Source organism: Paenarthrobacter sp. YIM B13468 (assembly GCF_042788025.1).
Taxonomy (GTDB): Bacteria; Actinomycetota; Actinomycetes; order Actinomycetales; family Micrococcaceae; genus Arthrobacter; species Arthrobacter aromaticivorans.
The window spans coordinates 270,427-290,470 of the sequence record NZ_JBHZPI010000003.1; the positions used below are offsets into that span (position 1 = coordinate 270,427).

The 20,044-nt window shown below is 61.5% G+C and carries 15 protein-coding genes; 5 read left to right on the forward strand and 10 right to left on the reverse strand.

Annotated features, from left to right (window positions below; all coding sequences use genetic code 11):
- The first annotated feature begins 313 nt into the window (after window positions 1-313).
- The gene (locus ACFX4T_RS04915) at window positions 314-2,608 is read left to right on the forward strand and encodes a beta-L-arabinofuranosidase domain-containing protein (RefSeq protein ID WP_377650999.1); all 2,295 of its coding nucleotides are present in this window, start codon (window positions 314-316) and stop codon (window positions 2,606-2,608) included.
- Between the two features lie 127 nt (window positions 2,609-2,735).
- Here ACFX4T_RS04915 and ACFX4T_RS04920 read toward each other — a convergent pair whose 3' ends face one another.
- From ACFX4T_RS04920 to ACFX4T_RS04935, 4 genes are all read right to left on the reverse strand, one after another.
- Window positions 2,736-3,716 carry an ABC transporter substrate-binding protein gene (locus ACFX4T_RS04920; protein ID WP_216923761.1) on the reverse strand — a complete coding sequence of 327 codons (981 nt, stop codon included), beginning with the start codon at window positions 3,714-3,716 and terminating at the stop codon, window positions 2,736-2,738.
- 58 nt (window positions 3,717-3,774) lie between these two features.
- On the reverse strand, window positions 3,775-5,808 hold the full coding sequence (locus tag ACFX4T_RS04925; protein ID WP_377651000.1) for an ABC transporter permease: 2,034 nt from the start codon (window positions 5,806-5,808) through the stop codon (window positions 3,775-3,777).
- Window positions 5,808-6,845, reverse strand: a complete 1,038-nt coding sequence (locus ACFX4T_RS04930) for a glycine betaine/L-proline ABC transporter ATP-binding protein (RefSeq protein ID WP_216923763.1) — start codon at window positions 6,843-6,845, stop codon at window positions 5,808-5,810. Before ACFX4T_RS04930 ends, ACFX4T_RS04925 begins: the two co-directional genes overlap by 1 nt.
- A 494-nt stretch (window positions 6,846-7,339) precedes the next feature.
- Window positions 7,340-8,272: a LysR family transcriptional regulator gene (locus ACFX4T_RS04935; RefSeq protein ID WP_216923764.1), complete on the reverse strand. Its 933-nt coding sequence runs from the start codon at window positions 8,270-8,272 to the stop codon at window positions 7,340-7,342.
- 163 nt (window positions 8,273-8,435) lie between these two features.
- On the opposite strand from ACFX4T_RS04935, the gene ACFX4T_RS04940 reads away from it, so the two are divergent.
- Both ACFX4T_RS04940 and ACFX4T_RS04945 read left to right on the forward strand, forming a co-directional pair.
- Window positions 8,436-9,737, forward strand: a complete 1,302-nt coding sequence (locus ACFX4T_RS04940; RefSeq protein ID WP_223945867.1) for an SRPBCC family protein — start codon at window positions 8,436-8,438, stop codon at window positions 9,735-9,737.
- Window positions 9,734-11,143 carry a ferredoxin reductase gene (locus tag ACFX4T_RS04945; RefSeq protein WP_216923766.1) on the forward strand — a complete coding sequence of 470 codons (1,410 nt, stop codon included), beginning with the start codon at window positions 9,734-9,736 and terminating at the stop codon, window positions 11,141-11,143. Before ACFX4T_RS04940 ends, ACFX4T_RS04945 begins: the two co-directional genes overlap by 4 nt.
- A 307-nt stretch (window positions 11,144-11,450) precedes the next feature.
- Here ACFX4T_RS04945 and ACFX4T_RS04950 read toward each other — a convergent pair whose 3' ends face one another.
- Together ACFX4T_RS04950 and ACFX4T_RS04955 are read right to left on the reverse strand one after the other, a co-directional pair.
- Complete coding sequence (locus tag ACFX4T_RS04950; protein WP_377651001.1) at window positions 11,451-12,938, reverse strand: NAD-dependent succinate-semialdehyde dehydrogenase; 1,488 nt, start codon at window positions 12,936-12,938, stop codon at window positions 11,451-11,453.
- A gap of 182 nt (window positions 12,939-13,120) precedes the next feature.
- A complete protein-coding gene (locus ACFX4T_RS04955; RefSeq protein WP_377651002.1) occupies window positions 13,121-14,014 on the reverse strand; it encodes a LysR family transcriptional regulator in 894 nt (297 codons plus the stop codon).
- Window positions 14,015-14,274: 260 nt separating this feature from the next.
- On the opposite strand from ACFX4T_RS04955, the gene ACFX4T_RS04960 reads away from it, so the two are divergent.
- The gene (locus ACFX4T_RS04960; protein ID WP_377651003.1) at window positions 14,275-14,628 is read left to right on the forward strand and encodes a cupin domain-containing protein; all 354 of its coding nucleotides are present in this window, start codon (window positions 14,275-14,277) and stop codon (window positions 14,626-14,628) included.
- 116 nt (window positions 14,629-14,744) lie between these two features.
- Here ACFX4T_RS04960 and ACFX4T_RS04965 read toward each other — a convergent pair whose 3' ends face one another.
- Together ACFX4T_RS04965 and ACFX4T_RS04970 are read right to left on the reverse strand one after the other, a co-directional pair.
- A complete protein-coding gene (locus ACFX4T_RS04965; protein ID WP_216923770.1) occupies window positions 14,745-15,419 on the reverse strand; it encodes a DUF6766 family protein in 675 nt (224 codons plus the stop codon).
- A 728-nt stretch (window positions 15,420-16,147) separates the two neighbouring features.
- Complete coding sequence (locus ACFX4T_RS04970; protein ID WP_377651004.1) at window positions 16,148-16,534, reverse strand: hypothetical protein; 387 nt, start codon at window positions 16,532-16,534, stop codon at window positions 16,148-16,150.
- Between the two features lie 131 nt (window positions 16,535-16,665).
- Here ACFX4T_RS04970 and ACFX4T_RS04975 point away from each other — a divergent pair, with 131 nt between their 5' ends.
- The gene (locus ACFX4T_RS04975) at window positions 16,666-18,345 is read left to right on the forward strand and encodes a LuxR C-terminal-related transcriptional regulator (protein WP_377651005.1); all 1,680 of its coding nucleotides are present in this window, start codon (window positions 16,666-16,668) and stop codon (window positions 18,343-18,345) included.
- A 44-nt stretch (window positions 18,346-18,389) separates the two neighbouring features.
- Here the strand turns inward: ACFX4T_RS04975 and ACFX4T_RS04980 are convergent, their stop codons facing one another.
- On the reverse strand, window positions 18,390-19,202 hold the full coding sequence (locus ACFX4T_RS04980; protein ID WP_223945874.1) for a hydrolase: 813 nt from the start codon (window positions 19,200-19,202) through the stop codon (window positions 18,390-18,392).
- Window positions 19,203-19,219: 17 nt separating this feature from the next.
- Window positions 19,220-19,639 carry a nuclear transport factor 2 family protein gene (locus tag ACFX4T_RS04985; protein WP_223945875.1) on the reverse strand — a complete coding sequence of 140 codons (420 nt, stop codon included), beginning with the start codon at window positions 19,637-19,639 and terminating at the stop codon, window positions 19,220-19,222.
- Between the last annotated feature and the right edge of the window lie 405 nt (window positions 19,640-20,044).

The following is a 20,044-nucleotide window of genomic DNA, read 5'->3' on the forward strand; positions in this document are numbered from 1 at the left end:
ATGCCAAAGCCACACGATTTGGCTCGCAGGTCCGTCGGGCAGGGAGTCCTGCACCCCGTCGTCGGATGAGTTACTCCGCTCGGCACTTTGACCGGGGAGTTTCCCTTGGGTGCTCCGCCAAAGGTTGGGGTGGCTGTAATGCGCTTCATGGCTCCTCCTGCATCCTGCTGGTTCAACCATGCTGCAGTTGGATCAAGAGTTCCCCGGGTTTTGCGCAGCTTCGGCGAAGTTTATGGACAGGAAAAACGGCTTCGCTGCCATAGTTCGATTGGGCTGCTGCCATTCAACCGCATTTCCACGGAAGGTTATGACGATGGCTCTTAATTACCGGCCTCTCAGACAGATTCGGCTCCGTGAGGGCCGCTTCGCTGAAGCCCGGCGTGTGAACCGTGAAGCACTACTACGGCTGGATCCTGATCGTCTTCTGGCGCCCTTCCGGCAAGAAGCGGGCCTTCCCGCTACGGCTGGGCTCTACGGCGGATGGGAATCGACGGGACTCAACGGCCATACGGCAGGGCACGTCTTGTCAGCGCTGGCCCACGCTGTAGCCGGGGACGGTGACCCACGCCTGGAGAAGATGCTTGGAAGCCTGCTGTCCGGACTCCGGGAAGTGCAGCAGGCCTCCGGGACAGGATACTTGGGCGGCGTACCTCAAGGGCGGCAGCTTTGGGACGAACTCGTTCAGAGAGACATTAGCGCTTCCCCTTTTGAGCTCAATGGGCGCTGGGTTCCCTTGTATAACCTGCACAAGACGCTGGCGGGCCTGGTGGATGTCGCATGGAATGTTCCCTCCGCAGAGGCGGACCAGGTCCTGGATGAGCTCGCCAATTGGTGGCTGGAAACCATGGACCGACTGGACCAGGAAGCACTCGAGCTCATAATCCAGACCGAGTTCGGCGGGCTTACTGAAGCGTTCGCCCGCCTTGCACTTCTCCGGCAGGATGGGCGCTACCTTAAGCTGTCCATGAGGTTCATCCGGGAAGAGCTGATAACCCGGGTGCTTTCTCTACCGGGTGAAAGAGCGCAGGACTCACTTGCGGGTCTTCATGCCAACCCTCAGATTCCCGTCGTAGTGGGCTACGCCGCAATTGCCAGGGCTGCACGCGAACTCGGGTTGGACGATGCAGCGACGGCGCGCATAGGGCAAGCCGCCCGAAACTTTTTCGACGACGTCGTTGGCCGACGCAGCAGCGCCATTGGCGGCAACAGTGTCCGGGAGCATTTCCACCGTAAGGATGACTTCTCCCCAATGTTCCTCGGACGGGAGGGCCCCGAGAGCTGCAACAGCTACAACATGGTCAAGCTGGCAGCGGAGCTCTACCTCCTGGATGGGGAGGACCGGTATCTGGACTACATCGAGGTCACTCAATGCAGCCATGTGCTATCCACGCAGCACCCTGGGCACGGTGGCCTGGTCTACTTCACTTCCCACCGTCCCGGCCACTACCGGGTGTACTCGCCGGAACAGGACGGCTTTTGGTGCTGCATGGGCTCTGGATACGAGGCTCACGCAAAGCATGGATCCCATGTGTACGTCACCGATGGCAACGAACTCCGTATTACCTGGCTTTTGGCCACGGAACTCCACTGGAGCGAGCAGGGCGTCCGGGTCACCATTGACTCTGCCTTACCCTCAGGGAACACCGCCACCGTCCGGGTGAGCGTGGAGGAGCCGAAGGAATTCACCCTCCTAATCCGCATACCGCAATGGTCGCTAGGTGCCAAGGGCACGCTCCCCGACGGCCGGAGGATCGACGAGGACGGTGGTTGGTGGCGTTTGCGCCGCGTGTGGGAGGGGTCGGAGGAGATCCTGCTAAGTCTGGACCGTGAACTGCAGTTGGTCCGGGCGGCGGATAACTCCCCGTGGGCCTGGATCAGGCACGGACCAACGGTCCTGGCCGAAGAGATTCCCGATGATGTTCTGCGCTACCGGGCAACGGGGGCCAGGACGGCCCACATCGCTTCAGGGCCGCTTAGGCCGCTGGCGGAGACGCCTGTCCTGCTTGCCAATGGGCTGGAAACCAACTACGAAGGGGGCGAGGAGCTCTCGGTTCGCGCCTCTGATGGGCAGAGGCTGAGGCTAAAGCCCCTGCACAGGATCCACGACGCCCGGTACAGGCTCTCTTGGCCCATGGCTCAGGACGAAATGCAGGTCAGAGAAATCCAGGAGAAGTTAGCGGAGCAAGACCAGGCATCTACCGCCTTGGAAGCACGGGTGGTGGACGGGATCACCTTCGGGGAGCAGCAGCCTGAAGTCGATCACGAGGTTAACGCTCAGCATGCCGAGCGTGGAATGACACCGGACGGGGCACACTGGCTGCGCCCCAAAGAGCCGCTCACGGTCGTGATGCGCGACTGGACGATGATCGGCACGAGCCTTCGCATTGAAAGCGTGCAGGGTAAGGAGCAGGAATCGTTCCTTCTTTCTGGGGCAGAGAACGGGACGGTAGTAACAGTCACGCAAGGGCCGGACGGTGTCAGTGAGATTGAGTTCAACAGCAACGGCAGCTCAGAGGCCCGCCTGGTCATTACTCCCCGGCCGGGCCACGCGATGCCAAGGTTGAGACGCCTGCTGCTCTTGACCGATGCCGCGGATTCGCTGGGCTGAAAAGTTGAGGTCCTCACTGCACCGTTGCATGCCAACACGACCTCGCGTTCCGCGCAGGCACCGCACCACGTCATCCACCCCGGGAATGGTCCCGGGGTGGATGACGTGTAAGTGGTCTGGGCTTCTGTTAGCTAAGCCAGGACTTCACTGTTTGCTCGTGCGCGTCCACCCACTTCTTGGCTGCGGCTTCTGGCGACATGCCGCCTTGGATATCCGTGGCGACTGAATTCTGGTCATCGTTGGTCCATTTGAAGCCCTTGGCCAGTTTGGCTGCCGGTGAGCCGCTGTCGGCAAACTTCTTGGACATGACCTTGTTGAGGGTGTAGGTCGGGTAATCGCAGGCCACCTTTTCTGCGTCAGCATCGCAGCCCTCGGTCCAAGCTGGAAGAGCGACCTTCTTCAGCGGAACCTGGGACAGGAACCACTGCGGTTCATAAAAGTAGCCCAGCAGCGGCGTCTTGTTTTGCTCCGCCGTCCGGAACGACTGGATAAGGGCAGCCTCCGAGCCGGAGAACACCACTTTGTAATCCAAGTTCAGATTCTTCACCAGGGCTTCGTCGTTGGTGACGAAAGCGGGGTCGCCGTCGAGGAGCTGGCCCTTTCCGCCGGACTCGGAGGTGGTGAACATCGAGGCGTACTTGTTCAGGTTCTTCCCGTCCGTGATGTCCGGGTACTTCTCTGCCATCCATGGTGGTACGTACCAGCCGATGTGACCTTCGTTGCCGGTGGGACCGGCATCTACAGCCACCTGCTGATCCGTAATGTACTGCTTGGTGAGGTCGGCATGACCCCAGTTTTCCATGATGACGTCCACCTCACCGGAGGCGAAACCCTGCCAGGAAATCTGTTCGTTCAGGTCCTTCTGCACCACAGTGCAACCAAGCTGGTTTTTCGCTACGTAGCTGTACACGGCGGCATTGGCCGTATAGCCGACCCACGCGTTCATCGCGACACTAACAGATCCGCAGGGTGCATCCCCGGCACCTGCGGGGGCGGCGGCCACCTGGTTCACGGAAGCACCCCCGCAGCCTGTCAGCAGCAAAGCAGCCGCGGCAACTCCTGCCATCAGGGGGATAGTTCGTTTCAACAGCGGTCCGGCTTTTTTCATCGTTGGGTCTCCTTGTTGGGGGTGGGAGTATGGCGGGGAAGGTTGTTCATTGGAGGGACTAGGTTGAGGGGGACTTGGCCACGGCGATTTTGCGCAGCGGGGCTGCTGCCGCTGCCTGCGTCATCCTGTCGAGCAGGATGCCGAGGAATACGATGGCAAGGCCTGCGGCCAAGCCCTTGCCGAACAGCGAACTTTGGACAAAGCCGGCGACGACGTCGTACCCGAGTCCGCCTGCACCGACCAGGGCACCCACGACCACCATCGCAAGGACGTAGATCAGCCCTTGGTTGGCGGCGAGTGCCAGGGATTTCCTGGCCATCGGCAACTGGACCTTGGTAATGACCTGCCACGGGGTTGAGCCGGAAGAAATGGCAGCTTCGAGGACAGTGGGTGAGATCGCTGCGATGCCATCGGCCGTGATTTTGATGGCGACGGGAGCTGCATAGATGATGCCTGCGATGATCGCCGTGAAACGGGTAGCGCCGAATAGTCCCAGGAACGGAACAAGGTAAACGAACGCGGGCATCGTCTGGCCGGCGTCGAGTATTGGCCGAAGGAGTTGGTCTACCCTTTGGGAACGGCCCATCGCGACGCCGAAGACCACACCAAGGACCATGACCAGCACGGTGGCCACCAGCGTTCCCGCGAGGGTGACCATGGAATCGCTCCAGAGGCCGAGGTAGATGATGACACCGAGGCAGGCAGTGGTAACGGCGGCCAGCTTCCAGCCGCCCAATGCGTAAGCCGCCAGGGCAATGACACCGACAAGGATGTAGAAAGGCGTGTCCGTGAGCAGGGACTGGAACGGGTTAAGGATTCCAGTGGTGACCGATTCCCGCAGGGACACTGTGAACAGGGACAGGTTGCTCTGCATCCACTGGCTTGCCGAGCTTACGGCTTGGACGATTGCCGGGCCGATGTTGAAGTCTTTCGGGAAAGCCGCGGCCCACAAAGAGCTCCTGGACAACTGGACCATGACCAGGGCCACGGCCAGTGTCACGCCCAGGACGATGTATCGGTTCCTGCGCGAGATCCGGCCGGTCCGGGCAGCGCCCGGTTCCGCGCGGCGGCTGGCTGCAGTGGTCACCCGGTCCAGCACGATGGCGAGCAGGACGATGGAGAGGCCGGCATTTACTGCAGTACCGACGTCGAGCGATTGCAAGGCGCGGACAACAACCTGGCCGAGCCCTGGCGCGGCGATAAGTGCCGCAATAGTGACCATGGACAGGGCCGCCATCGTACTTTGGTTGATTCCCATGACAACGGTCCGCCTGGCCATGGGAAGCTGCAGGGTAAGTAGCCGCTGCAGGCCTGTAGTACCCAGCGAGTCCGAGGCTTCCCGGGTGTTCTCCGGGATACTCCGGATTCCGTGAGCCGTCAGGCGGATTACGGGAGGCGCGGCGTATATGACTGTAGCAATGACAGCCGAGGCCGGGCCGATGAGGAAGATGAGCGCCAGGGGGGCGAGGTAAACGAAGGTGGGCAGCGTCTGCATGAAGTCCAGTACCGGCGTGATCACCGTGGCAACTCGGGTGGAGACGCCGGCGAGGATACCGAGCGGGATCCCCACCAGGAGTGTCAGCAGCACCGCGGTGAGGACCAAGGCGAACGTGTAGGTGGCCTCAACGAACAGACCCTGGAAACCGAAGAAAGTAAAGACGGCTACGGTCAGGAGGGCCACGCGGGCGTTCCCGACAGCGAATGCAATCCAGCCCAGCAGTCCTACGGTGCCAAACCAGCCAATTTCAGGCAGCCGCAGGCCGGTGGAACTTGCCGCAAAGAGCGTGATGAAGAGGTTGGCGACGTTGTCCACCACGGCCCGCAAGGGTGTGAAGAGATACAGGAAGACCGGGTTGTCCGCCCTGTTGGCCGCGACCCAGGCGTTGAACTGGTTCAACGAGCGGTGCAGATCCGTCAGCTCGGAGGCAGGCAAAGTCAGAGTAGACGTACCGTGCAGGATCAGAAATCCCAGGATCCAGATGATGCCCGCGCCCACCAGCAAAATGGTGCGGCGACTGGGCAGGCGGCGCGGTTCCCTAACAGGGGAGGGCGTGGGCTGGACCTTTTCCTGATCCCGGACAAGCGTAGTCATCAGGCCGCTGCTTCCGCTGGCTGCAGCACCGAAAGGATGCTGTCACGGTCGATCTGCCCGATGATCCTGCCTGCTTCGTCCTCCACGAGGACGGGGCCAGAGGAATGCATGACCGCTGATATGGCGTCGCGGATGATCGTCCCCGAACTGAGGACCGGAGCATCCAGGGGCGTTCCATCCATCACGGGACGCATGATCCACTTCAAGGTCAGAACGTCCGCGCGGGGAACTTCGGACACAAAATCCTCAATGTACTTATCGGCCGGGGATCCCACCAACTCATCCCCGGTGCCGCACTGGACCATCTCGCCATTGCGCATGATCAGAATGCGGTCCCCGAGCTTGAGTGCCTCGGAAAGGTCATGGGTGACGAACACCATGGTCTTGCCCATTTCCTTGTGGAGCCGGATGACCTCGGCCTGCATGTCACGCCTGATAAGGGGATCCAATGCCGAGAAGGGCTCGTCGAAAAGGATGGTGTCCGGATCGCCCGCCAAAGCCCGGCCAAGGCCAACGCGCTGCTGCATCCCGCCGGACAGTTGGTCCGGATAGTGCTGTTCGTACCCCTTCAGCCCCACCAGTTCAATGATTTCCCGAGCCCGGCCGTAGCGCTCGTTCTTAGCCGCCCCGCGGATCTGCAGCCCGTAGGATACGTTGTCCAAAACCGTCCGGTGGGGCAGGAGTCCGAAGTGCTGGAAAACCATGGACATTTTCCGCCGTCGAAGTTCCCGCAGCTCCCCAACGCCTGCCTGCAGGACATCCTTGCCGTCCACCATTACCTGCCCTGAAGTGGGTTCAATAAGCCGGGTGAGGCAGCGGACAAGGGTTGACTTACCGGATCCCGAAAGACCCATGACTACGAAGACCTCGCCCTTTGCGACGTCGAAACTTAGGTTGCGGACGGCCGCTACGCAGCCGGAGGCTGCCAACAGTTCAGCGGAGCTAAGGGACGAAAGCTGAGGATCGCCAGGGATCTTTTCACCAGCGGCGCCAAAGACCTTCCAGAGGTTCCGTACTGAGATGTCGGGGCTGTTCATTGCTGTACTCCTGCTTATGGCGGCTCGAACCAATGGCCGGGCTTGAGTGGACGTCATGCTGCTTGCTTTTTCGCCGAAGTCACCGCTCGGCTTGGGGAAAGCTGGGGTTACGTCGGTGGAGGCAGCGCTCTCAACGTCATGCTCCAGACGCCCGCGGGCAAATCCTTGCGCGATGTCGCTAGGGCACTGTAAATCTTCTTCGCTGCGAACGGGCTTGATCCGCATGTGTGGCTGGTTGTGCATGCATCAACATCACCCGTAATACGCAACAGTGATGTATCTCACTCCTTGCTGTCAAGGGTTGGAAATAAGTAAAAACGATGGCCAGCGCGCTTCATGAGCTCGACCCTCAAAAGGGCATGGCTGGACGAGCCGAAGCCATCGCGTCACATTACGCCGATGCTCTTAGCGACGGGCAGCGGCCAAACCCTTGATTTCCAGGCAAATGCCGGAGACGGCAACCGGGCTCGACAACGCCGAGGCGGCCATGCGATCTAGAGGTCGTCTTCGGGCCGGGCAGTGAGAATCCGATTGGCGCTGAGCTGCAGGATGCCGAGCGACTCCTGGATCAGGGGCGATGTGATGCTCCCTCGGCGCACAGCAGCGACAATGCGGCGTGACGGCTTGCCCCTGCCGGTAATACGCAGGCGAACTACGTTTTCTGCACCACGCAGCGGCGCCAGCCGCGGCAGCAGGCCCACGCCCAGCCCCGCGCCCACGAAGGCGATTTGGGTTTCCCACTCAACGGCCTCATGGGCAATTCGTGGAGTAACCCCGGCGGCGGTAAACGCCGCGGTGAAGAGGGAGTGGTACGTGGAACCGGCGGCCTCCGTGATCCAGGGTTCCGATGCCAACTCTTGGAGAGTCACTGTTTCCCGCGATGCCAATGGATGGTCAGAGGGAATGATCACGTCCAGTGGGTCATCGAGCAGCACGGTCTGTTCGAAGCGCGGATCGTCCTCAGCGTACGTATCGGACTGCATGGCAACAATAACCGCGAGGTCGATCCGCTCGGCAACCAGCAAATCGAAGCAGCGGGCAGGATTGGCCTCGAGAACTTGCACCTCCAGCAGGGGACGTGTTGTGCGAAGGGTTGCGGCGAGCGGCGCCAGCAACTGGGCGGCCGCCGTCGAGAATCCTCCGAGGCCAAAATGTGACTGCACCTGGTCCCCGGCCTGCATGGCTGCCGCCCGTAGGCTCTCCCAGTCTGCAATGAGGGTGTCCGAACCGGCCACGAGAAAGCGGCCCGTGGCGGTCAGCCGCACCCCCCGGCCGTCCTTCGTCAACAGCTGCATTCCAAGCACGCGCTGGAGTTCCCGCAGCTGCGCGGAGACGGCAGAGGGAGAATAACCTGTGAGCTCCGCGGTGGCGCCAATGGTGCCGCAGCGGGCAAACACTCGAAGTGTGATGAGTCTCGCATCAATCATGCACCTATTGTGCATGGTTATCTTCTAAATATTGCGCTTTTGTTGCAGCGCAATCGTCCCTACTCTCTTGTCTACAAGGATTTTGAATACAACATCGGTTGCACCCAAGCACCCTTGGTCGCCATGAATCGCACGCTAACCCAGGCCTCCCGGGAGGAAACACATGTCTGCTCCAGTCTTGCCCCTCAATTCACGCGGAAAACTCGCTTCATCATTGCCTGCAGAGCAGCTGGCAGAGATCAGCGAGTTGTTCGAGTTCCGGCGCACGGGGTACTCCCTCGATGCCCCCTTCTACACAGACCCCACAGTTTTCAAGATCGACATGGAGGCCATTTTCGGCCAGCACTGGATCTTTGCCGGCAGCATTGCAGAACTCCCGGAGCCGGGTGACTACATCACTGTGGACTATGGCCCCTACTCGCTGATTGTGCTGCGCAACGACGACGGCGGCGTGAACGTCCTGCACAACGTGTGCCGCCACCGTGGCGCCCGCGTCCTGACCGAAGCTGCCGGATCCACCGGCAACCTCGTCTGTGGCTACCACTCCTGGACCTATTCCCCGGAAGGTAACCTGATCCACGCCTCCGCTCCCGGCGAGGCCAAGTTCGACAAGAACTGCTTCGCCCTCAAGCGTGCCCACAGCCGCGAAGTTGCCGGCCTCATTTTCGTCTGCATCGCTGACGAACCGCCGACGGACTTTGACGAGACCTCCAAGATCTTCGAGCCCTACCTCGCGCCCCACGATCTGTCCAAGACGAAGATCGCCTACCAGCAGAACATCATCGAAGAGGGCAACTGGAAGCTCGTCATGGAGAACAACCGTGAGTGCTACCACTGCGACGGGCACCCGGAACTCGCCTGCTCGCTCTTCCCCACGTGGGGCCTGACCGAGGGCCTGATTCCGACGCACCTTGAGGAGGTGTGGGACCGCAACAAGGAAGCGCAGTCCTCGCTTGAGGAGCGTTGCCGCCGCTACGGTTTGCCTTACGAGGTGGTTGAGGAACTGGACACCCGCATTGCCGGAATCCGCATTTCCCGCGAATCCCTGGACGGCGAAGGCGAATCGTTCTCGGCCGACGGACGCCGGCTGTCCAAGAAGCTGCTCGGTGACCTGCCCGACTTCCGCCTTGGCCGCTGCTCGATGCACCTGCAGCCCAACAGCTGGTTCCACTTCTTGGGCGACCACGTAATCACGTTCGGTGTCTTCCCGATCAATGAGCACCAGTCCCTGGTCCGCACCACCTGGCTGGTAGCTGACGACGCCGTGGAGGGCGTTGACTACGACCTCGACAAGCTGACCTACACCTGGAAGCAGACCAACCTGCAGGACAAAGCGTTCGTGGAGCTGTGCCAGCAGGGCGCCGGCAGCCCTGCCTACGAGCCCGGCCCGTACATGAAGAGCGAATACCAGGTTGAGGCGTTCATCAACTGGTACGTACAGCGTGTCCAGGAGCACCTGGCATGATTGAACTCCTCACTCAGACGGCAATCCAGGAACCGCAGCGCATTCGCGGTCTTGAGATGCCCTGGAACAGGGTGATGGGAAGCACCGAGGCACCCGCCCGTGCGGCCCGTGCCCTGGGCCCCTGGCACCCTCAGGAGTTCACGGCTGAATGCGTGGAAACCGTTCCGGAAGCGGGCGGCCTCATGACGTTCGTCTTCCGGCGCTGCGACGGAGCGCCCCTGGCGTTCCGCGCAGGGCAGTACGTGAACGTCGCCTTCCCAGTGAACGGCGAGGACCAGGAACCGGTGGACCGCAGTTACTCGCTCTCCAGTTCGCCCACCGAGCCGTGGACTTTCAGCATCAGCGTCAAGCGCGACGCCGGCGGCCTGGTTTCGCCGTGGGTGCACGAAAACGTCAAGCCCGGTACCGTCCTGGAGATGCTCGGCCCGGTTGGCGCGTTCCACCTGCCCGATGCAGACCGGCGTGCTCGTTACCTCTTGCTCGCTGCTGGAGCCGGCATCACGCCCATCATGTCCATGGTGCGGACCATCCACTCGCTGCCGGGGCATGCTGACGTAATTGTCCTCTACCATGGAGCGGAAGCCGGCGGTTTTGCCTTCCACCAGGAATTGGCCTACATCGCGTCCGTGGACTCGCGCGTTAAGGTCTTCTATTCCCTGGGTGACCGCGGCCTGCCCGAGGGCTGGGAAGGACTCACCGGAAGGCTAACGGCTGCCATGCTCGACGAGGTGGCCCCCGATGCCAACGGCCGTCAGGTCTATGCCTGCGGTCCCGAGGGCTACCTCAATACCGCCACCGAGCTCCTCAAGAAGGTGGGCGTCGACGATACCTCCATCTACATGGAGTTCTTCACCGGCGACCGCCAGACGCTCCTTGAATACCAGGCGGAGCTGGCGCACGCAGCGGACATAGCCGAGGAAATCGCAGAGGAAATCGCCGATTCCGCCGAGGACTACTTTGAAAGCCAGCCGTCGGCTTTCGGGCTCTACGAGCCCGGCTACGACGCCGAGGGAACCCTGAAGGCCACAGGACTGCCGCTGGAAACCGTGGACCCGGACGCCCCCGAAGCCACCGAGGGCGATTCAGGCGCGGGGCCGGAAGCCGTAACCCCTGATGCCTCGAGCTTCAACACGGTGGGAACCGGAAGCCTCACCCTGTCCTTCATGCGCACCGGCGTCAATGTGCGGATCGACCCCACCGAACACATCCTTGAGGTGGCGCAACGTGCGGGTGTCCGGATCGGCGCGAACTGCAAGGAAGGGATGTGCGGCTCCTGCAAGGTTGTAAAGCTTTCAGGGGAAGTGGAGATGAACCACCAGGGTGGGATCCGGGCCCGGGAAATCGCGGCAGGCAAGTTCCTGCCCTGCTGCTCCACAGCCCAGACGGACATGGTGATCGATGCCTAGCTTCGTCCAGCCGCGGGAATAGCTATGGAGTCTCCATGAACGAAGATGGACCCACATCCTTGGGCTCCTTCACCAATCAGGGAAACCGGGGGACAGGTAGCGTGGCCACGGTTGCAGCTAAAAGTCGAGTACAGACTACTCGTGCACCAAGACTGCCTGCTGGTCTTTACTGGATGCAGCGGATCCCAAATAACTGCCAATAACCCCCAACGTTTGGCGGTTGGTGCCCAGGGGTTCCGTCGGCCAGGGCCGGACAACTGCAGCAATGCAGATGTCCGGCCCTTAGCCTGCCCACGACGGCGGTACGCTAGGCCGTGGCTCGTCGGGCCACGTTGTAGAAGCGGATGTTCTCGTATTCTTCGAGGCCTTCGGCGCTTCCTTCGCGTCCGAGGCCTGACTGCTTGACGCCTCCGAAGGGGGCGGCTGCGTTGGATGGGACGCCTTGGTTGATGCCGATGATTCCTGTCTGGAGACTGTCGGCGACGTTGAGGGCGCGGTCCAGGTTCTCGGTGAAGACGTAGCCGGCGAGGCCGAATTCTGTGGCGTTGGCGCGGTCGATTACTTCGGCTTCGGAGCTGAAGCGCTGTATCGCGGCGATGGGGCCGAAAATCTCGGACTGGGCGACGTCGGAATCTTCCGTAACGCGGTCCAGAACGGTTGGGGCGAAGAAATTGCCTGCGGAATCGTATCCGTGTCCGCCGGTGAGCAGTGTGGCTCCCAACGCCACGGCGTTCTGGGTGTAGGCCTGCATCTGGGCGACGGCACGGTCATCGATCAGCGCGCCGAGTCCTGTCTGCTGTGCGAGGCCGCTTCCCACAGCAACCTGTGCGAAGCGTTCGGTGAGCGCTGCTACGAAGTCATCCGCTATTTCGTCCTGGACGTAGATCCGGTTGGCTCCAATGCAGGACTGGCCGCCGTTGCGGAGTTTCGCGGCAAACGTTCCATCCACCGCCCGCTGCAGATCCGCGTCGTTGAAGACGATGAGCGGAGCGTTGCCGCCAAGCTCCATTGAGCTGCGGAGCACGTTCTGGGACGCAAGCTTCAGGAGCTGACGGCCCACAGGCGTCGATCCGGTAAAAGAAACCTTCCTGACTCTGGGATCGAGCAGGACGGCTTCGCTGAACGCACCTGATTTTGAGGTCGTGATGACCTGGATCAGTTCTTCCGGCACCCCCGCCTCGATGGCGAGTTGAACAGCAAAGTACGTCGTCAGGGGAGTGAGGGTCGCAGGCTTGATGACCACGGGGCATCCCGCAGCCAGGGCGGGTGCGATCTTCCGGGTGGCCATCGCCAATGGGAAATTCCATGGCGTGATCAGGACCGCCAGGCCGACGGGGGAGCGGCGTGTCAGCAGGCTCGCACCACCATCGGGCGTTTCGCGGAAGTTCCCTGCCGGGCGGACTGCTTCCTCGGCGTACCAGCGGACGAAGTCGGTACCGTATTTGACCTCGCCGCGGGCTTCGGCGAGCGGCTTGCCCATTTCGCGGGAGATCAGGTGGGCGAGGTCTTCGGTGTGTTCAACGAGTTTGTCGTACCAGGCGTGCAGCACGTCGGCGCGCTGGCGAAGGGAACCCTTCGCCCAGACCGTTCCAGCCTTGTCGGCCGTCGCAACAGCTTCCAGCGCGGCCTCAACATCAGCGTCGGGGACGTGGGCTATGGTTTCGCCCGTCGCGGGGTCCTGGACTGCGATGCCGGAGCTGGGAAGGCCGATGGATTGGATGACGGCATCCGCGTGTTTCAGACTGGCGGAGTCAGCCTCAATCAGGGGTGCAGCGACGTCGGATATAAGGCTCATCGGTTCTCTCTTTCGGTAATGGCCTGGTAGATGGCGGCACGAACGCTCACATCATCAACGGATGATCTGCGTTTCGCCGCGACCGATAACCAACGCATGATGGTTTCGTGCCTGAAGCAAATGTAACTACGTTGAAAAGTAAATAAAAGCGAACCTTTTTGAAGTGTATATGTAAGGTTTGCTTACAGATTGCTGGCTTGCAGCACTTGGGTTATTGCTTCCCTCACGGCTGTCAGGGAAGCGCTGCGCTCTGAGCCGGACCGAACCAGGAACTGTATGCTGCGCTGTTGATCCGACGGCAGCCAGGTGCTGGGCGTCATCACACTGCCGGCTTCGCGTACCACCATGTCAGGCAGGAAGGCTGCGGAGAGTCCTTGTTCAACCATGCGGAGGTGGAAGAGAAGGTCCGAAGAAACATAGGCGATGACCGGTTCAAGGCCTAGTTCGCGGCAGACCCGCATGGCCCACTGTGATGAGGCAGTGTGCGGTGGCTCTGCTACCCAGCGCAGTTTCCGTAGATCGTCAAAGTCGGTGAACTCCAGGCCATGGGGGAGGTAGCCGCGGATTGGGTCCTGGCCGATCAAGGTGGTGTGCATTCCTCCGGGCGGAGCCAGCGCAGTCCCAGGAAACGCATCACTGACCACGGCGTCCACCTGCCGGGAGATCAGCTGAACCACCGCCTGCTCGGGATCCTCGCGTCGCAACCTGACGTCGAGACGGGGATAGTTTCGGGCCAGCTCGACCAACGCAAAAGGCATTACGCTGCGGCTGATAGTGCTGAATGCCGCTATGGTCACAACCCCTTGGGGCCGTTCATGGGAAGTCGCAAGATCAGCCTCAGCGCGCTCCATCGCGGCCAGTATTGCCTCCGTATTGCGTACGAGTTCCTCGCCCGCGGACGTGAGCCGGACATTGCGCCCCACCCGCTCGAGAAGGACCACACCTGTCTCCTTTTCCAACAAGCCGAGCTGCTGCGAGATGGCGGAGTGGCTGTAGGAAAGTTCGCGGGCGGCGGCACTCATGCTGCCGTGCAGCTTGACTTCCCTGAGGAGGGTGAGCCGATGGAGGTCGAGCATGCTGGTACCTGCCTGGTTGCTGTCGGGTGCGTTCGACGGCGCACAGCCCCAGCCGCGTAACTGGGTGTGCTCCCATCCAATCAAACCAGTTGGGCAAGCCCATTGGGTGCGTCGAGGAACTTTTGCTGACCTTCTCCCACTTGAGGCCCCTGCTCTGACCACTGAGCTACGGATACCGGCGGAGAGTTCCGCATAGCCTTGCGCGCAGGCGCCGCGAAGCACCCCTCGGCAGCACATGAAAACGTAGGTACGGTGACCTCATGCAGAAAATATCGATCGATGCCCTTGCCCGCCAGCAAATCGAAGCCGCGGTTGCCGCACCCAGCGGACGCGCTGCCGACACAGCATTCGGCGGGCATGAGAAGATACTCCGCCAAACAGTCATGGCTTTCCGCGCAGGCACCCGACTCAGCGAACATCAGAACCCCGGCGAAGCTACCGTCTTTGTGCTGAAGGGAAGTGTCTGGCTCAAGTCGGGGAAGAACTCGTGGCAGGGGAAGGCGGGGGACCTTCTGATCGTGCCGGACGGCCTCCACAGCCTCGAAGCGGAGGAGGACTCAGCAGTGCTCTTCACAGTGGTCAAGACGGACCGCTTGGTGGAGCTGCCCGCATAAGCGGAGAACGACGTCGCCGCTTGGGCCGCCGCCACCAACAAGAGTGGATAGAGTTATCGACCAAAGGCTGGGCGGCCGCCGAAACGGTGCATCATCATGGGGTATTCCCGGATGGATCAGCCACTGGTTCCGGTGTCATCATGGGCTGCGCCAACAGGTTTGGACTCCGGTGATCCCCGTTGGCGAAGGTAAATGGATAGGACCACCATGGATCCGACCGCCAGGAACTCCGACTGCCAGTTCTGCAGGGTGCGGTTCCAAAAGTCAGGCGATGCCACGTATTCAGCCCAGGAAAGCGGCTCTTGGAAGTTGCGCAGTTGCTCTTCGTTGAAGGCGACGTGACCTGCGATGGACTGGACGAGCCACGACAACATAAAAATCAGTCCCATCGTTGCGGCGAGCGAGTTCGAGAATACTGTCAGGCGCCAGCCTTTGGCCCTGGCCCATGCGGGGGACTTGGCGTTGGCATGCTCACCCACGAGTTGATCGTGGTCGGATTCCAGGCCGGGCTTGTCCAGCTCCTTTGATTCCGGCGACCCCTTCTGAAGCAGCCAGATTGTGGCAGTGATGTAGAGGAGAAACTGCAAGTACTCAGATTGCCAGTTTTCCGACACGTCAACCGCGAAGCTGGAAGAAGTGATGTATTGGACGAAGGTGATTTCATCAAGGCCGGCAGTGAGTTGCTCTTCGTTGAACGCGGCCTGTCCAGTAATGGCCTGGCCCGCCAACGCGAGGATGAAGATCAGACCGAAAAATAGACTTAATCCGTTGTTCCTCAAGGCTTTTTTCACGTCGCGCCCTATCCGTGAACCAGTCCAACGGCGGCCAGGTATGCAAGGCCACCGAAGATGAGAATGAGATAGAGAGTAAAGGTGACACGCATCGTTATCTGCCTCCTACTTCACAGGAATAGGGGATTTCCTCTCTTGGAGTGCATCCGGCAGCAGTCACGCGCCAACTTGAGCCGGAAACGGCTACGAAAACGGCATCCCTCTCGAACTGCACCAATGCTTCCCGGCCGTAGCCTTCGGTTTTAACCACTTCTCCGGGGTCTCGAAGATGGAAAGACGCCAAGTGGGTCTGGCAGTCGTCACCGTCCTTCTCTTTAGACTTGTCCCGGATCGTAGGCTGGAGCAAATCACAAGCAGCAGCCCAGTCTGAGGTATTGACGGCACGATGGAAATCCTCAGCGACTTTGGTTGCGCCTGAAGTATCTACGGCGCAACCTGTCCCAGCCAGGAGGAGAAGGCTGGCGGCAGTGGCGGGGATTAATCTGCGCATGCGGCCCAGCTTAAGAGACTGGACGGGGTAACTGTAGCTTCGACATGCGCCCATGCGTTCCTCCCCGCCGTCGACACTAAGCAACCTGATGATTTGGTATGGCTTTAGTGTAAACCCGGGAACTCCTTAGCTACTCGCTGTGCAGGGACAGGAACTCCACGCAGGGACAGGAACTCCACTTCGAGGTTGTTGTAGCCGCCGTGTTCGTCGCACACGGCGGAACTGCGCTCCCGGCTACTCACCCGACGGGCGATCCTACTCTGGTGACGCCCACTATACGCCGCGGGAACTGTTCCAGTTGCTCGCCGGCCTCCTCGTACCACTGCGTAAGGACGGCTGGAGGCTCGCCCAGCGTGATGGCATTGGTGTAGGACTCGAGCCATGAACCAGACTGTGCCAGATGATCGCTGATCACCGACATGTGATTGGCCATGGACTCTGCCTCGGCATGGACCTGAAGGCAGGTGATTTTCCGGCCTGATTCGTCGGCGAAGAAATGGAAAATAAGCATCCTGGGCTCGCGGCTCTCCACAAGCCGCACCACCTCGCGGCATGCTTCGAAAGCTTCGTCCAGATGACCTGCCCGCACCGTATAGGTGCTGAAGTAGATGAACAGCTCTGACATGATGGCCTCCTGAATCAAGGGATCCGCACCGTGCGGATTACCTTCAGGATCCCGCTGGCGCCCCGCCCGGACCTCGGCAGTTCGGGCCAACTTCGCCACCCCGGCTTTGGGTAGTTCTGCCCAGTCCGCCGATGCATACTGGTGATCAGGAGGTGGACGTGGCCGTGGAGGCAGATCACCTGGCGCGGGCCCGGACGCTCCACATGGACTACGAGTGGCGGGAGGCGTGCGACGAGTTTCGCGCCGCCGGCGGGCTCCCGGCCCTCGGGGTAGAGGATGTGGAGCGCTTCGCCGAGTGCGCACAGATCGCAGGGCTGAATGAGGATGCGATAAACGCCCTTGAGCGTTCGTTCGAGGTGCGGGCAGCGGAGGGTCATGTGCGCGCCGCCCTCGCCTCAGCCTTCTGGCTGTGGCAGGCTTACAACCTCAATAACGAGTTCGCCCAGGCCAACGGCTGGATGGCAAGGGCTCGCGAACTCGGTCCGGACGACGTCGGGGGAGAACCCGGTTGGCTGCTCATAACGATGGCTTACGGTCGCATCGCGGCGGGCGCGTACGACGAGGCGGGCGTACTTCTGGCGCGCGCTCGAGCGACCGCCGCTGCCGCCCACGACGCCGATCAGCTGGCCTTCTCGACGCTTCTTACCGGACGCGCACTGGTCAAGTCCGGCCACCTTGCGGACGGACTCGACTGGCTGGATGATGCAATGCTTCGCGTTGTGGCGGGCGAGACCACCCCCAGAGCCACAAGCCTGCTCTTCTGCGCGGCGATCGGCACTTGCCAGATGGAGGCCCGGGAGGTTTCCCGGGTACGCGAGTGGAGCATTGCCCTTGGATCCTGGCTGGATGCGGTGCCCCCATTTGGAGGGCCCTTCTACGGCAATTGCCTTACGTACCGGGCAGTCCACCTCCGGCTCGCGGGACAATGGGCGGCGGCCCTCGCCGAGCTTCAGGAGGCATGTCGGAGCTTGGCGGACGGTGCAGGCACACGCCTTATCGGTCATGCCCGCTACGAGCTGGGTGAATCGCATCGACTTCTGGGCGACTTCCCCGAGGCAGAGGCGGCCTTCCGGGCTGCCGCGTTCTCGGGGGGACCCACGCAGCCGGGCCTGGCGCTGCTCAGGCTCTCCCTCGGCGATGTTCCGGCGGCGGCCGCAGGTATCCGGCGCGCACTCGGGGAGTCCGCGGGATCAGGTGCTCGCGTGGATCTGCTGCCCGCGGCGGTGACGGTCCTCCTAGCGGCTGGGGCTCGAGGGGAGGCCGCGGCAGCTGCCGAGGAGATAGGCAGCCTAGCCGAGCATTTCGCCTCCGACAGCGTTCGCGCAGCCCATGCGCAGGCCCTGGGCGAGCTTGCCCTTGCCGACGATGACTGTCAAAAGGCACTTCCCGAACTTCGACGGGCCGCTGACCTATGGCGTGGGCTGGATGTCCCTTACGAGGTCGCGCGGTGCTCAGTCCTCCTCGCGACGGCGTGTCGGGGCGTGCGGGACAACGAGGCCGCAGGCCTTGAGCTTGAATCAGCGCGCCAGGATTTCAGGCGTCTCGGCGCCCGTGCTGACCTGGCCGAGGTCGAGAACATGCTTCTGCAGCCGGGCGTTCCCCCTCAATATGGACTCTCACCGCGCGAGTTGGAGGTGCTCCGTTTGATCGTGCGTGGCCGGACCAATCGGGCAATTGCCAGCGAGCTGTTCATCAGCGAGCGGACCGTCCACAGGCACGTAACAAGCATTCTCGAAAAGCTCGGCGTGAGCTCCCGCACGCAAGCGGCCACCCATGCAATCGGCCAGGGGATCGTCAGCGTCGCCCCGTAGCCGAGTGTCGTTGCCCTTCACGAGGGAGCAGGAGAAGGGCCGCATCACGTCAAATGGTCGAAGTCTCCTCGCGCCCAGGCAGCGTGCCGTTGGGCCGAATCGTGCAGAACGGCTTTGGCTTCGGAGGCGATTTTGTTGTTGAAGTTGCCGTAGATCCTGTCGAACGTGAGTTCTTCCAGCTGTGAGGCGATCCGCAACGCCACGGCTCCCGAAAGCGGCAGATGATTCGGGTAGCTGCGCATGAAAGCGATGGAGCGGCGGTCTGGATTTGGAAACACGCTGTCGCCGGTCAGCAGGACCCCCTTGCCGCCCGCTCCTGCAGCCCAGTGCGCTACCGCGCTGCCGGGAAAGTGGCCTCCGGTCTGGTGCAGTGTCAACCCTTCGGTGATTCTCCTGCTGCCGGACCAGTAGGAGATGACCGCGTCATTCCGACCAACCCACCGCCGGTCGGCGTCCGCCACAAGCACGGGGACGCCGCCGAGCCGACGTGACCATTCCACCTGCACGCCGAACATGTGGGGATGGCTGGCCGCGATCGCCAGAACCGGGCCTCGTTCGAGGATTGCTTTCACGCTGATGTCATCAACGAATCCAACGGGATCCCACAACAACGAACCCTGGGGTGTCACTACAAGCTGGGTAGTTTGGCCGATCCCGACTTTCGGCGCAGTTCTGATGCCGATAAGTCCCGGCTCATTCTCCTCCAGCAGTAACTGCTGGCCGGCCTGCGCCAACTCGTCGAGTGAAATCCACTTTTGCCCGTCCTCGGGCACATACTGCCGCTCGTCAGTACAGATCGGACAGAGCTCCGGAGTGGGCTCCTCGCGTTCAACGGCGCAGGTTGCACAGGTCAGCACACTTATCCCTTCCTCGCTCAGGTTCCGGATGGATCCGGCCGGCGCCCCGATAGATTTTCGACCGCTTGCTCGATCCCCACTACCTCGCGTTCGACGTCCTCCATATACAGCCTTCCGGCCGTAATAAGGCCGTCCTCTACTTCGAAGAGGGTGACTCCACGTGCTTGGAAGGGTTGCCCGTCGGTACGATTACCGGTCCATGACCATTCTGTCCACGTGGTGTTACCGTCGTCGACTGAACGGATCAATTCTGTCCGGAAGTCCGGGATTCCAGCGAACATCGCAGCCCAGTTCGCATGCATCTGCCCTCTGCCTACGAATGTCCGACCGGGATGGGCAGGCTGTTCGCTGTGGTAGTCCTCGTGGAACAGGGCTGCCACTGCCTCGAGGTCGTGCGCGTTCATCGCCAGCAAGAGCCGGTCTATGACTTCACTCAACCCTCGTCTCCTCCTGCTCCATGATTGCCACTTTCAGCACGCTCCCGGACCTACATAGGAGGGCCGAACCTGGCGCCAATTTACGCTGAATCAGCCCTCTACTCCAGACCTTTACCTGGGGCGGCGCTTCAGGTAGTTTGCGGCGCCTTGATTGCCTCCATGACGTTCTCGGTGACCTCGTCGAGGCTCTGGCCGCTTCGCCGAGCCGTTCCCGAACCATCTTGTTCGTGGAAGAGGGGTCTTCGGCGTCCATGGAGCGTATGGGTTTTGGTGGAAATCGCGTTTCGCGGAAACGGTCTAGCTTCGCATGGAGGCTTCCTTGGCCAGCGACGCGGGTGTCCAGCGGAGGTGGGTGGTTGTTTGTTCGGTGTCGGGTTCTTTTAGGAGGGACAGGCGGGGGCGGAT